Origin of the sequence: Sphingobium limneticum (assembly GCF_008710155.1) — a bacterium.
Taxonomy (GTDB): Bacteria; Pseudomonadota; Alphaproteobacteria; order Sphingomonadales; family Sphingomonadaceae; genus Sphingobium; species Sphingobium limneticum.
Genome location: NZ_VYPZ01000015.1, coordinates 1 through 13,629, shown reverse-complemented (window position 1 = coordinate 13,629; position 13,629 = coordinate 1). Strand labels below are relative to the sequence as shown.

At 63.7% G+C, this 13,629-nt stretch carries 14 protein-coding genes; 13 read left to right on the top strand and 1 reads right to left on the bottom strand.

Going from position 1 to position 13,629, the window contains the following annotated elements; genetic code table 11:
- The first annotated feature begins 23 nt into the window (after window positions 1–23).
- The 8 genes from F4U94_RS16255 to F4U94_RS16220 all read left to right on the top strand — a co-directional run bounded on the left by F4U94_RS16255 (window position 24) and on the right by F4U94_RS16220 (window position 6,852).
- Complete coding sequence (locus F4U94_RS16255; protein WP_120250487.1) at window positions 24–686, top strand: DUF448 domain-containing protein; 663 nt, start codon at window positions 24–26, stop codon at window positions 684–686.
- 97 nt (window positions 687–783) lie between these two features.
- A complete protein-coding gene (gene infB, locus F4U94_RS16250; RefSeq protein ID WP_120250486.1) occupies window positions 784–3,417 on the top strand; it encodes a translation initiation factor IF-2 in 2,634 nt (877 codons plus the stop codon).
- 100 nt (window positions 3,418–3,517) lie between these two features.
- Window positions 3,518–3,919 (top strand): 30S ribosome-binding factor RbfA, encoded by a 402-nt coding sequence (gene rbfA, locus F4U94_RS16245; protein ID WP_120250485.1) that lies wholly within the window; start codon window positions 3,518–3,520, stop codon window positions 3,917–3,919.
- A gap of 31 nt (window positions 3,920–3,950) precedes the next feature.
- A complete protein-coding gene (locus F4U94_RS16240; RefSeq protein ID WP_120250484.1) occupies window positions 3,951–4,232 on the top strand; it encodes an AbrB/MazE/SpoVT family DNA-binding domain-containing protein in 282 nt (93 codons plus the stop codon).
- Window positions 4,229–4,615, top strand: a complete 387-nt coding sequence (locus tag F4U94_RS16235) for a type II toxin-antitoxin system VapC family toxin (RefSeq protein ID WP_120250483.1) — start codon at window positions 4,229–4,231, stop codon at window positions 4,613–4,615. Before F4U94_RS16240 ends, F4U94_RS16235 begins: the two co-directional genes overlap by 4 nt.
- Window positions 4,615–5,511, top strand: a complete 897-nt coding sequence (locus F4U94_RS16230) for an alpha/beta hydrolase family protein (protein ID WP_120252104.1) — start codon at window positions 4,615–4,617, stop codon at window positions 5,509–5,511. The genes F4U94_RS16235 and F4U94_RS16230 overlap by 1 nt, the downstream gene beginning before the upstream one ends.
- Window positions 5,512–5,728: 217 nt before the next feature.
- Window positions 5,729–6,307: a thymidine kinase gene (locus F4U94_RS16225; protein ID WP_120250482.1), complete on the top strand. Its 579-nt coding sequence runs from the start codon at window positions 5,729–5,731 to the stop codon at window positions 6,305–6,307.
- Window positions 6,304–6,852 (top strand): GNAT family N-acetyltransferase, encoded by a 549-nt coding sequence (locus F4U94_RS16220; RefSeq protein WP_172598768.1) that lies wholly within the window; start codon window positions 6,304–6,306, stop codon window positions 6,850–6,852. The genes F4U94_RS16225 and F4U94_RS16220 overlap by 4 nt, the downstream gene beginning before the upstream one ends.
- 50 nt (window positions 6,853–6,902) lie before the next feature.
- On the opposite strand, the gene F4U94_RS16215 is transcribed toward F4U94_RS16220, so the two are convergent.
- A complete protein-coding gene (locus tag F4U94_RS16215) occupies window positions 6,903–7,598 on the bottom strand; it encodes an HAD family hydrolase (RefSeq protein ID WP_120250481.1) in 696 nt (231 codons plus the stop codon).
- A gap of 62 nt (window positions 7,599–7,660) precedes the next feature.
- Here F4U94_RS16215 and truB point away from each other — a divergent pair, with 62 nt between their 5' ends.
- The 5 genes from truB to F4U94_RS16190 all read left to right on the top strand — a co-directional run bounded on the left by truB (window position 7,661) and on the right by F4U94_RS16190 (window position 13,551).
- The gene (truB, locus tag F4U94_RS16210; protein ID WP_120250480.1) at window positions 7,661–8,635 is read left to right on the top strand and encodes a tRNA pseudouridine(55) synthase TruB; all 975 of its coding nucleotides are present in this window, start codon (window positions 7,661–7,663) and stop codon (window positions 8,633–8,635) included.
- A complete protein-coding gene (gene rpsO / locus F4U94_RS16205) occupies window positions 8,636–8,905 on the top strand; it encodes a 30S ribosomal protein S15 (protein ID WP_120250479.1) in 270 nt (89 codons plus the stop codon).
- 270 nt (window positions 8,906–9,175) lie between these two features.
- On the top strand, window positions 9,176–11,524 hold the full coding sequence (gene pnp, locus F4U94_RS16200; protein WP_120250478.1) for a polyribonucleotide nucleotidyltransferase: 2,349 nt from the start codon (window positions 9,176–9,178) through the stop codon (window positions 11,522–11,524).
- Window positions 11,525–11,682: 158 nt separating this feature from the next.
- Window positions 11,683–12,696: a sensor histidine kinase gene (locus F4U94_RS16195; protein WP_120252102.1), complete on the top strand. Its 1,014-nt coding sequence runs from the start codon at window positions 11,683–11,685 to the stop codon at window positions 12,694–12,696.
- 66 nt (window positions 12,697–12,762) lie between these two features.
- Window positions 12,763–13,551: an outer membrane protein assembly factor BamD gene (locus F4U94_RS16190; protein ID WP_120250477.1), complete on the top strand. Its 789-nt coding sequence runs from the start codon at window positions 12,763–12,765 to the stop codon at window positions 13,549–13,551.
- The last annotated feature ends 78 nt before the right edge of the window (window positions 13,552–13,629 follow it).

Below are 13,629 nucleotides of genomic sequence, written 5' to 3'. Positions count from 1 at the left end.
TCCGTTTTGGCGGAGGGGCGCGCATGACCGAACGCAAATGCATATTGAACGGCGAACGCGCCGATCCCGAAACGCTGATCCGTCTGGCGATCGGCCCGGAGGGTCAGGTGCTGCCCGACATCCGCGCCAAGGCGCCGGGGCGGGGCGCGTGGATCGGCGTGTCGCGCGCCGAACTCGACGTCGCGCTGGCCAAGGGCAAGCTGAAAGCCGCGCTCGCCCGTTCCTTCAAGGACGGCACGCTGGATATTCCCGCCGACCTGCCCGCCATGATCGAGTCGGGGCTGCGCAAGACGCTGCTCGACCGGCTGGGGCTGGAGGCGCGGGCGTCCATGTTGCTGACCGGCTCTGAAAAAATCGACGTCGCCTGTCGCAAGGGGCAGGTGCAATTGCTGCTCCATGCCGCCGATGCGGCGGCGGACGGCAACCGCAAGCTGGACCAGGCGCTGCGCGTCGGGCAGGAAGCGGAAGGCACGGATTTGGCAGGCATCACCTTGCCTGTGGACCGCGACGCCCTATCTATGGCAATGGGGCGCGATAATGTCGTCCATATCGCGGTGACCGACTCGCGGGCAGCTTCGCGCCTGCGCGCGGCCATAGGCCGCTTGGAAAGCTATCTGGGTTGCGCTAACGGGGCGTCCGTGCATGGGGAGCATGTCTCCGCTGATGCGCCGGGCGTTCCCGATTAGGCATTGTTCGTGCGGGTGCAGGCCGGAAGCATCGAAGAATAAAGGCGTCGGCGGGCCTATCCGGCCGAAGCGGAAGTGAAGGGTTAAGTTCGAACTTATGAGTGACAGCAAGGAAGACAAGCCGGTTCTGGGTCGCAAGCCGCTGGGCATCAAGCGGACCGTGGAATCCGGTCAGGTGCAGCAGCAGTTCAGCCATGGCCGCAAGAATACGGTCGTGGTTGAGGTGAAGCGGCGCCGCGTCCTGGGCAAGCCCGGTGAGACGACCGGTGGCGCCCCTGCGGCTGCGCCCCAGGCCGAACCCGCGCCGGCACCCGTTGCGCAGGCCCCTGCGCCGCGTCCGGCCGCCCCGGCCCCTGCGCCGCAGCAGACCCGCGCGCCGCAGCCCGCGCCGGTGCGTCAGTCGCCGCCGCAAAGCCTGATGTCGCGTCAGGAATTGCAGGCCAAGCTGCTGCGCGAGGCGGAAGAAGCCCGCATGACCGCGCTGGAAGATGCGCGCCGTCGTGAGGATGCCGCTCGTCTCGCCGCCAGCGAGGAAGAAAAGCGCCGCGCCGAGGAAAATCGCCTAGCCGCCGAAGCGGCTGCCGCTGCGCCTGCGCCGGCGGAAGAGCCTGCGCCGCAGCCGGTTGCGGAAGCACCTGTCGCGCCTGCGGCTGAACCCGCCAAGGCGGAGGTCGCTGCTGCGGCCGCTGCGCCGGCCAACGCACAGGAACGCCCTGCTGCGACCACGGCCGCCCCGGCTGCTGCCACGCCGCCGCCGCGTCGCTTCACCCCGGTCACGCCGGTCAAGCGCCCCGAGCCGGCCAAGCCCGATCGCGCCAAGAAGGGCGAAGATAATCGTCGCCAGTCCGGCAAGCTGACCGTCACCAAGGCCCTGGCCGATGACGACAGCGCCCGCGCCCGCAGCCTGGCCGCGCTCAAGCGTGCGCGTGAAAAGGAACGTCGCGCCCATTATGCCGGCGGTGCCCAGCCGCGTGACAAGCAGGTTCGCGATGTCGTGGTGCCTGAAGTCATCACCGTGCAGGAACTGGCCAACCGTATGGCCGAAAAGGGCGCGGACTTGGTCAAGTCGCTGTTCAAGATGGGGCAGGCGGTTACGCTCAACCAGCCGATCGATCAGGATACGGCCGAACTGCTGGTCGAGGAATTCGGCCACCGCATCCAGCGCGTGTCCGACGCCGACGTTGAAATCGGTATCGAAGGCGATGTCGACGCGGTCGAAACGCTCAAGCCGCGGGCGCCCGTCGTCACGATCATGGGCCATGTCGACCACGGCAAGACCTCGCTGCTCGACGCGCTGCGCGGAACCGACGTGGTTGCCGGCGAAAGCGGCGGCATCACCCAGCATATCGGCGCCTATCAGGTGACGACGAAGAAGGGCGATGTCATCACCTTCCTCGACACGCCGGGCCATGAAGCTTTCTCCGAAATGCGTGCCCGTGGTGCCAACGTCACTGACATCGTCATCCTGGTGGTGGCGGCGGACGACGGCCTGATGCCGCAGACGATCGAAGCCATCAACCATACCAAGGCGGCCGGCGTGCCGATGATCGTTGCGATCAACAAGTGCGACAAGCCCGATGCGAACCCGCAAAAGGTGCGCGAGCGCCTGTTGAGCGAGGAAATCGTCGTCGAGGATATGGGCGGCGACGTGCAGGACGTGGAGGTTTCGGCTCTCAAGAAGACCGGCCTCGACGAACTGATCGAGAAGATCCTGCTTCAGGCCGAAGTCATGGAACTGACCGCCAACCCCGATCGCGCTGCCGAAGGCAATGTGATCGAGGCGCAGCTGGACAAGGGCCGTGGCGCCGTTGCCACCGTGCTGGTGCGCAAGGGTACGCTCAAGATCGGCGATACCTTCGTCATCGGCGCGGAAAGCGGCAAGGTGCGCGCGCTCGTCAATGACAAGGGGCAGCAGGTGAAGGTTGCCGGTCCATCGACCCCGGTCGAGGTGCTGGGTCTGTCGGGCGTGCCGAAGGCGGGCGATCAGCTCACCGTCGTCGAAAACGAAGCCCGTGCGCGCGAAGTCGCCGCCTATCGCCAGGAGCAGATCACGCTCAAGCGGACGGCGTCGGTGCCGACCAATTTCGAGAGCATGTTCTCGGCACTCAACACGACGATGATCGAATATCCGGTCGTCATCCGTGGCGACGTGCAGGGGTCTGTCGAAGCGATCGTCACGGCGCTGAACCGTATCTCGACCGACGAGATCAAGGTGCGGATCCTCAGCTCCGGCGTCGGCGCGATCACCGAAAGCGACGTTACGCTGGCAGCCGCCAGCCGCGCGCCGCTGATCGGCTTCAACGTCCGCCCCAATGCCAAGGCGCGTCCGATGGCGATCCGCGAGAAGATCTCGCTGCGTTATTATGACGTGATCTACGACCTTCTTGAGGAAGTCCGTGGCGAAATGGCGGGCCAGTTGGCGCCCGAGCGCATCGAAACGATCGTGGGTCGGGCCGAAGTGCTTCAGGTGTTCCCGGCGGGCAAGAAGGACAAGGCGGCCGGTCTGCTGGTTCTGGACGGTATCATCCGCAAGGGGCTCAATGCGCGCCTCACCCGGTCGGACGTCATCGTGTCGAAGACGGTCATCCACTCGCTGCGTCGCTTCAAGGACGATGTGTCCGAAGTGCGCGCCGGCATGGAGTGCGGTGCGGTGTTGCAGGACACGAACGACATCAAGGCCGGCGATACGCTGGAACTGTTCGAGGTCGAAGAGCGTCAGCGCACGCTGTAACAGGAAAGTGCGTCACCCCAGCGAAAGCTGGGGTCTCGTGCGATCCTGGCTCTGCCGTCGCTTGAGACTCCAGCCTGCGCTGGGGTGACGAGGATTAATTATGGCTCAACAACAATCCGAAGGCCCCTCCGTCCGCCTGCTGCGCGTGGGTGAACAGGTGCGCCATGTCCTGTCGGACATTCTTCAGCGCGGCGACGTGCATGATGATGTGCTGGCCAAGCATGTGGTGAGCGTCACCGAAGTGCGCATGTCGCCCGACCTGCGCCACGCGACCGTCTTCATCAAGTCGCTGCTGGGGCAGGATGAGGAAGCGGTGCTGAAGGCGCTGCGCACCAACACCGCCTATCTGCAACGCGAAGTCGCCCATCGCATCGCGCTCAAATATGCCGCGAAGCTGAAATTCCTGGCCGACGAGAGTTTCGACGAGGGCAGCCATATCGACAAGCTGCTGCGCGATCCCAAGGTTGCGCAGGATCTGGTCAAGGATGAGGGCGAGGATTGACTCGGCCTGCGGTAAGACGCATCTTACCGCCATGAACGCCAAGACCACATTGTCGGCAAAAGGACAGGTCGTCATCCCCAAGGATGTGCGCGACCAGCTTGGCTTTGCGCCGGGGCAGGTGTTGGACGTGGTGCCGATGGGTGGCGGGGTATTGCTCAAGCCGCAGCACAAGAAATCCGGCCGCAGTTTCGACGAGATCATGGCGGGTATCCGGGCGCGTATCGACTATAAGGGCCCGCCCGTCAGTATCGAAGAAATGAACGAAACCATCGCCGAACATTGGGCACGTAGTGGGAACCAAGGCGACTGGTGAAAGCCGTCGATACCAATATTCTCGCCCGGGCGATGATAAGAGACGATGCCGGCCAGGCTAGCGTTGCGGACGCGGTTTTGGCGAGCGGCGCTTATGTGCCTTTGACGGTGTTTCTGGAAACGGCATGGCTGCTGACCAGTCGTTATCGACAGCCTCGATCCGTCGTAGCGGATACGCTGATGGACATACTGGATTTGCCTAATGTCTCCGTCGAAGAAGCAGATACGGTCTGCTGGGCGATCGACTGCTTTCGGACGGGGGGCGATATTGCCGATGCACTCCATATCGTCGCGTCAGTTCGGGCGGAAAGCTTCGTTACTTTTGATCGTGGAGTTTCCAGAAAACTCAGCGATCCTCCCTTGCCGATCGAGGTCCTGAAATGATGCGTGCTATTTGGGTCAGCATTTTTCTCTGTGGCATGGTCACGACGTCCGCCATCGCCAAAGAGCCCGCCATCCATCACGCCGTCATTGCCGACCCGAAGCCCGACGCCGCCAATCCCGCCAGCATGGCTGCCTTCGTCATTCCGGTTGAGGATGGAGCGATGAATGCGGTGATGTACACGGCTGCCGGATCGGGCCTGCATCCCACGCTGCTGCTGCTCCATGGCTTTCCGGGCAATGAGCAGAATCTGGATCTGGCGCAGGCCGCGCGACGGGCGGGGTGGAATGTGCTGACGCTCCATTATCGCGGCAGTTGGGGTAGCCCCGGCACCTTCTCCTTCGGCCATGCGTCGGAGGACGGCTTTGCTGCGCTCCAATATCTGCAACAGGCTTCGGTGGTCGCCAAATATCGGATCGACACCAGCGCGATCGTGGTCGCGGGGCACAGCATGGGCGGATTCATGGCCGCCGATGCCGCCGCCGCCGATCCGCGCGTCGCGGGGCTTTTTCTGATCGACCCGTGGGATCCGGCGCAGACCGTCGCGTCGCTGGCGAGTGCGCAGGGTGAGGCCGGGTGGAAAGCGGAAGTGGCGAGCGACCTGCCGCCGCTGAACGGCGCGACCTATGAAAGCCTGACCGGCGAGATCAAGGCGGACGGGCAGAAATTCGATCTTGGCCGGCGTCTGGCGGCCTATGCGCGCCGGCCGCTGACGATCATCGGTGCGGAGCGCGGGATCGGCGCGATGGCGCGCAAGGTTGCCGCCGATGCACAGGGCGCCAACCCGGATTCGCGGCTGATGGTGTGGCCGACCGATCATAGTTTTTCCGACAGCCGGATCGCGCTGGCCGATGCGCTGGTGCGGTTCCTGGCGGGTGTGGCGCCGAGCATCCGGTAAGGCTCAAGACAAGACCCGTTCGTTTCGAGTATGTCGAGAAACGGGAATGCGGGGCTACGTGCTTCTCGACTTCATCGCCTTGGGCGATGAAGTTTATCCTGAGCGCCCGCTGCAAGCGGGCAGTCGAAGGGCTCGAAGCGAACGGTGGGGAGGGCGCGGGCACCACTCCGCCAGCACCTATTTCCATCCGTCGTGAAATCGCTCTATGCGCAGGAGCATGGCGAAACTCTATTTCTATTATAGCTCGATGAATGCGGGGAAATCGACGACCCTGCTGCAATCGGACTTCAACTATCGCGAGCGCGGCATGGACACGATGTTGTGGACCGCCGCGCTGGACGATCGCTATGGCCATGGCCGGATCGTGTCGCGCATCGGGCTGGAGGCGCAGACGCATCTGTTCGATCCGCAAGTCGATATCTTCGCCGCCATCGCCGCGCAGCATCAGGCGACGCCGCTATCCTGCGTGCTGCTGGACGAAGCGCAGTTCCTGACCGAGGCGCAGGTATGGCAATTGGGCGCGGTGTGCGATCGCCTCGGCATCCCGGTCCTGTGCTACGGCATCCGCACCGATTTTCAGGGGCAGCTGTTTCCCGGTAGTGCCGCCTTGCTGGGGCTGGCCGATTCGCTGAGCGAGATCAAGACGATCTGCGAATGCGGGCGCAAGGCAATCATGAACCTGCGCATGGATGAGCAGGGCAGGGCGATCCGGCAGGGCGACCAGACGGAAATTGGCGGCAACGACCGTTATGTGGCGCTGTGCCGCCGCCATTTTGTGGAGCAGATGCAGCGATGACCCGGATGGAACGATTGCTGGCGCCGATCGATGCGCCGGGCCTGTATCTGGAGCAACTGCAGGAAGGCCATCGCGAAACGCTGCGCGCGTTGTGCCCGGTGGATGATCCGGTGTGGGAGATTTTCCCGGCCAACTGGTCGGGCGACCATTTCGACGCCATTTTCGACGCGACCATCGCCAATGCGGACCGCTTCCCCTTCCTGATCGTCGCGGATGGCGTGGCGGTCGGCATGTCCGGCTTTCTGCGGGTGGCGGCCGCCGACAATTGGCTGGAACTGGGCGGCACCTATATGACGCCGGCTGCGCGTGGCACGGGCCTCAATGGCCGGATCAAGCCGCTGCTGATCGGCCGGGCGCTGGACTGTGGCTTCACCCGGATCGAATTCTGCATCGACCAGCGCAATGTCCGGTCGCAAAAGGCGGTGGAGAAATTGGGGGCGGTGCGCGAGGGCGTGCTGCGCAAGCAGCGCATCACCTGGACCGGGCATGTGCGCGACACGGTGATCTATTCGATCCTGACCGATGAGTGGCGAGGGAAGGTCTGAGCGTGGGGCTGGGCCCCGGCCTGCGCCGGGGAACATGCCCTCCGTTCAGGTCAGTCGATCGTCGTAATCCAGTCCGGCAGGTCGGCTAGGCGTTGCAATTGCGTGAAGCAGGGATGGTCCCACGGCGCGGCGGCGCTTTCATGGACCCAGGCGCCCTCCTGCGGGATGAAGGCCGCCCAGGCGCCGGCCTCCAGCGCGGGCAAAATGTCGGACCGCATGGAATCGCCCGCCATTACAGCCTCTTGTGGGTCGATATTCATACGTGAAAAGAGTGCGCGGAATGTGTCCGCCTTCTTGTCGCTGACGATTTCGATGCCGGAAAACAGCTCGCCCAGGCCCGATGCGGCCAGCTTGCTTTCCTGATGCAGCAGGTCGCCCTTCGTCACCAGCACCAGCGGCGCGATATGGGCCAGCCGCTCCAGCGTATCCTGCACCCCGTCGAACAGCAGGACCGGATGCGCCAGCAGCGCGCGGCCCGCCGCCAATATCCCCGCGATCATCCCGGCAGACAGCCTCTCGCCCGCCACCTCCACCGCCGTCTCGATCATGGAGAGGGTGAAGCCCTTGGCGCCATAGCCATAGAGCGGCAGGTTGCGGATCTCGCACGCGATCATGCGTTCGCGGGTGATGTCAACCTGCGCAAAGGGGCGCAGCATGTCGATCAGCGCGTCCTCCGTCTCATGGAAATGACGCATATTGTGCCAGAGCGTATCGTCGGCATCGAGGCAGATGAGCTTGATGGTCATGGGCGCCCGGATAGCGCATTAAAGGCTGACAGGCCAAGACGGGACATATAAGGCCCGCCGCCATGCACGGTTGGATCATTCTCGACAAACCCCATGGCCTGGGTTCCACGCAGGCGGTCAGCGCGGTCAAGCGCGCATTGTGGACCCAGCGGGAATTGCTGGGCGGCACGGAAAAGTGGAAGGTCGGCCATGGCGGCACGCTCGATCCGCTGGCGACAGGCGTGCTGCCGATCGCGGTGGGGGAGGCGACGAAACTGGCCGGGCGGATGCTCGACAGCGACAAGATTTACGACTTCACGGTTCGGTTCGGCAGCCAGACCGATACGCTGGATCTGGAAGGGAAAGTGATTGCGCAGAGCGATCATCTGCCCACGTTGGCGCAGGTGGAGGCGGTGCTGCCGGGCTTTACTGGACCGATCGAGCAGGCGCCGCCTGCCTATAGCGCCATCCTGATCGACGGCCAGCGCGCCTACGACCTCGCCCGCAAGGGGGAGGCGGTGGAGATGAAGCTGCGAAGCGTCACTATTCGCGCACTGACCCCCGTTCGGTTCGAGCTTGTCGAGAACGACGTGGAAGGGTTCTCGACAAGCTCGAACCGAACGGAAGATAGGAGACTGGCTTCGATTACCCTGACCGCCCATGTGTCCAAGGGCACCTATATCCGCAGCCTTGCCCGCGACATCGCGATCGCGCTTGGCACGGTCGGCCATGTCACCATGTTGCGCCGGATCAAGGCGGGGCCGTTCGCGCTGGAATCGGCAATTTCGCTGGACAAATTGGATGAAGCTGCTAGGGGCGGCACCATCGGTGGGCTTATGCTCCCGTTGATGGCGGGGCTGGACGACATCCCGGCTCTCGCAGTCTCTCCCGATCAAGCGCTCGCTCTCCGTCAGGGGAAGGTGCTGTCGGGGTCCGACATTGCCACCGGCCTTCATCTGGCGTTCGACGGGGTCATTCCCGTGGCGCTGGTTGAAATGCTGGACGGAGAGATCCGGGTCGTGCGCGGATTTAACCTGATGCCGAAGGAAGAAGACTAGATGACGATCACTGCCGAGCGCAAGGAAGCGCTTATCAAGGAACATGCCCGCGTCGAGGGTGACACCGGTTCGCCGGAAGTCCAGGTTGCGATCCTGACGGAACGCATCACCAACCTGACCGAGCATTTCAAGGGTCACCACAAGGACAATCATAGCCGCCGTGGTCTCCTGATGATGGTCAACAAGCGTCGTTCGCTTCTGGACTATCTCAAGAAGAAGGATCAGGCTCGCTATGTCGACCTGATCGGTAAGCTGGGCCTGCGCAAGTAACCCAGTCGTTCGGCCCGCTTCGGCGGGCCGATTACGTATTGGGTTACGCCGACGAAGGTCGGGGTCCAGCGGGAAGGGCACGATGCCCAGGCCCGACAAGGCGCAACTGAACCCCGGCCTTCATGCCGGGGAACGAAGGGAAGGGATCGCAATCCGGTGATCCCGATCCGACCCAGGGACCAGATGATGTCCCAAAACCGATGCGGGCCGGTTTAGTCCGCATGACAGGCCCCGCCCGGCAATAGGGCCAGGTGGGCGAAGGAAAACTCTATGTTCGATGTAAAGAAAGTTTCGATCGAGCTGGCCGGCAAGACGCTGACCCTCGAAACCGGCCGTATCGCGCGCCAGGCCGACGCCGCCGTGCTGGCGACCTATGGCGAAACCGTGGTGCTGTGCGCCGTGACCGCCGCCAAGAGCGTGAAGGAAGGCCAGGACTTCTTCCCGCTGACCGTCCACTATCAGGAAAAATATTCGGCCGCCGGTCGCATTCCGGGTGGCTTCTTCAAGCGTGAACGTGGCGCGACGGAAAAGGAAACGCTGGTTTCCCGCCTGATCGACCGCCCGATCCGCCCGCTGTTCCCCGAAGGTTTCTATAACGAAATCAACGTGATCGCGCAGGTTCTGTCGTTCGACGGCGAAAGCGAGCCCGATATCGTGGCGATGATCGCCGCGTCGGCCGCGCTGACCCTGTCGGGCGTGCCCTTCATGGGCCCGATCGGCGCCGCGCGCGTCGGTTACAAGGACGGCGAATATCAGCTGAACCCGAGCCTGGAAGAAGTGAAGACGGGCGAACTCGACCTGGTCGTCGCCGCCACCGGCAACGCGGTGATGATGGTCGAATCCGAAGCCAAGGAACTGTCGGAAGAGATCATGCTGGGCGCGGTCCTGTTCGCCCATGAAGCCAGCAAGAAGATCGCCAACGCGATCATCGACCTGGCCGAAAAGGCCGCCAAGGATCCGTGGGACATCGCCAAGGGCGACAATGTCGAAGACCTGAAGAAGAAGCTGAAGAAGCTGATCGGCAAGGACATCACGGCCGCCTACAAGCTGACCGACAAGTCGGCCCGCTCGAACGCGCTGAACGAAGCCCGCGCCAAGGCGAAGGCTTCCTTCGCAGCCGAAGGTCTGGACGCCCAGACCGTGATGGCCGGCATCAAGCTGACCAAGAAGCTGGAAGCGGAAATCGTGCGCGGCGCCATCCTGAAGGACGGCAAGCGCATCGACGGTCGTACAACCACGCAGATCCGCCCGATCGAAGCGATGGTCGGCTTCCTGCCCCGCACCCATGGTTCGGCCCTGTTCACGCGCGGTGAAACGCAGTCGATCTGCACCACCACGCTGGGCACCAAGGACGCCGAGCAGATGATCGACGGCCTGACCGGCCTGCATTATGAAAACTTCATGCTGCACTATAACTTCCCGCCCTATTCGGTCGGTGAAGTCGGTCGCTTCGGTGCGCCGGGTCGTCGTGAAGTGGGTCATGGCAAGCTCGCATGGCGTGCGCTGCACCCCGTGCTGCCCAGCAAGGACGAGTTCCCCTACACCATCCGCGTTCTGTCCGACATCACCGAGTCCAACGGCTCGTCGTCGATGGCGACTGTTTGCGGCGGTTCGCTGTCGATGATGGACGCCGGTGTGCCCCTGAAGCGCCCCGTGTCGGGCATCGCCATGGGCCTGATCCTGGAAGGCAAGGACTTCGCCGTCCTGTCCGACATCCTGGGTGACGAAGATCACCTCGGCGACATGGACTTCAAGGTCGCGGGTACCGAAGTCGGCATCACCACGATGCAGATGGACATCAAGATTGCGGGCATCACGCGCGAAATCTTCGAAGCCGCTCTGACCCAGGCCAAGGAAGGCCGCGCCCACATTCTGGGTGAGATGAGCAAGGCGCTGTCCTCGACCCGCACCGAGCTGTCGGCCCATGCCCCGCGCATCGAGACGATCCAGATCGACAAGTCGAAGATCCGTGACGTCATCGGCACCGGTGGCAAGGTCATCCGCGAAATCGTCGCCGAAACCGGCGCGAAGGTCGACATCGACGACGAAGGCATCATCAAGATTTCGTCGTCCGACACCGCCCAGATCGAAGCCGCCAAGAAGTGGATTCTGGGCATCGTCGAGGAAGCGGAAGTCGGCAAGGTCTACACCGGCAAGGTCGTCAACATCGTTGACTTCGGTGCGTTCGTGAACTTCATGGGTGGCAAGGACGGCCTCGTCCACGTTTCCGAAATGAAGAATGAGCGCGTCGAAAAGCCGACCGACGTCGTGTCGGAAGGCCAGGAAGTGAAGGTCAAGGTTCTCGAAATCGACCCGCGCGGCAAGGTTCGCCTGTCCATGCGCGTCGTCGATCAGGAAACCGGCGAAGAACTGGAGGACACCCGTCCCGCCCGCGAACCGCGTGAACCGCGCAGCGACCGTGGTGGTGAAGGCCGTGGCGATCGTGGCCGTGGCCCGCGCCGTGACGGCGGCGACCGTGGCGGTCGCGGCGAAGGCCGTGGCGATCGTGGTCCGCGCCGTGATGGCGGTGATCGTGGCCCGCGTCGCGAACGCAGCGAAGGCGGCAATGATGACGGCCCGGCACCGGGCGGTCTGCCCGACTTCCTGACCCAGGACTAAAGCGTCTATTCAGCCGAAAGGCTGGATGATGGAATGAAAACGGGGTGTCCGGTCAGCCGGGCGCCCCGTTTTTGCGTTTGCCTTTCCATATGTTAATTTCGATCAAAGAACCGGGGCAAAGTTCTGATAGTGTAATGACGGTCTGATGGGGGTTGATGGTGCAGCGAGGAAATGAGCGCTTTGTCGAACGGCTGCCGCTCGTGCTCGATCGGCCGCTTTACGCCTATGTGCTCACGACCATCTTCTGCGCGTCGGCGCTACTGCTGCGCATCGCGGCGGACCCGTTGCTGCCCGTTGGCTATCCCTTCGTCACCTTCTTCCCGGCGGTCATCCTCGCGTCTTTCCTGTTCGGCGTGCGGCCCGGCATCTTCGCGGGCCTGCTGTGCGGGATCATCTCCTGGTATGTCTTCATCCCGCCGCATAACGGCTTTGCGATCAATCCGGCGGTGGTCGTCGCCATGCTGTTCTACAGCGGCGTGGTGGTGGTCGACATCGCGCTCATTCATTTCATGCAGCGGGCCAATTTCAATCTGGCCGTAGAGCGGGAACGTAGCCGCACGCTGGCCGACAATCGCGAATTGCTGTTCCAGGAATTGCAGCATCGCGTGTCCAACAATCTTCAGGTCGTGGCGGCCATGCTCTCGCTCCAGCGCCGCCATGTCGACCATGAGGTCGCCCGCCGCGCGCTGGACGATGCGTCGGAACGGCTGGCGCTGGTCGGGCGGATCAGCCGGGCGCTCTACGATCCGTCGGGGGCGGGACAGGACATGCACGGCTTCCTGACGGAACTGACCACCGACATCATGGACGCCAGCGGGCGGCAGGACGTTGCCCTGACCGTGGCGGTGCCGGTGGGCCTGCGGCTCGACCCCAATATCACCGTGCCGCTGGCGCTGGTCGTGGCGGAATCGGTCAGCAATGCGATCGAACATGGCCTGCCCGATCGCGCCGGCCATATCCATGTCAGTTTGGCGCAGGCGGATGGCGCGCTGGCGCTGGAAGTCGCCGACGACGGCCATGGTCTGACGTCCGGCGGGGATGGGGGGCAATCGCTGGGCCTGCGCATCGCCCATGCGCTCGCGGCCCAGCTGGGCGGGCGTTTCGCCCTGTCCGCCGCGCCCCAGGGCGGGGCGATCGCCCGGCTCGACCTGCCCGCCACGATCGCCTGTTGAAGGGCCTGTTGACGAAGGCGCATTCTGCCGCTTGGCGGCGGCGATCCGCTCGGCTATGACCCGGCCATGCTGACGAAAACCCTGACGCGCATCGGCGCGGCCACCGCCTTGGTCCTGATCGCCTCGCCCGTGCTCACCGGCTGCTCCACATCGAAGAATAAGGCCGACACCCAATATGTCGCCCGCGACGTTTCGACCCTGTATAACAGCGGTAAGGACCGGCTCGATCGTGGTCAGTACAAGCTCGCCGCCGCCCTGTTCGACGAGGTGGAGCGCCAGCATCCCTATTCGCCCTGGGCGCGCCGGGCGCAGCTCATGTCCGCATTCAGCTATTATATGAACCAGGACTATAATGAGTCCATCGCCGCGTCGCAGCGTTTCCTGTCGATCCATACCGGCAACAAGGACGCGCCCTACGCTTATTATCTGATCGCGCTGTGCTATTATGAGCAGATTGCCGACGTCACCCGCGACCAGAAGATCACGCAGCAGGGCCTGGACGCGCTGGGCGAGCTGATCCGCCGCTATCCCGACACGCGCTACGCCGCCGATGCGCGGTTGAAGGTCGATCTGGTCAACGACCATCTGGCCGGCAAGGAAATGGAAGTCGGCCGTTTCTATCAGCGCCGTGGCCAGTGGCTCGCCGCCACGCTGCGTTTCCGTTCGGTGGTGGACAAATATCAGACCACGACCCACGCGCCCGAAGCGCTGGAGCGTCTGGTGGAATCCTACCTCTCGCTCGGCATCCCCGCCGAAGCGCAGAAGGCCGCCGCCGTGCTGGGCCGCAACTATCCCGGCACCAAATGGTATGAACGCAGCTACAAGCTGATGCAGCAACATGGCGGCAAGGCTTAATTCAGCACTGGCATGGCTTGATCTGTTCCCCGGCGAAGGCCGGGGTCCAGGCGTCATGGCAACTGGACCCCGGCCTTC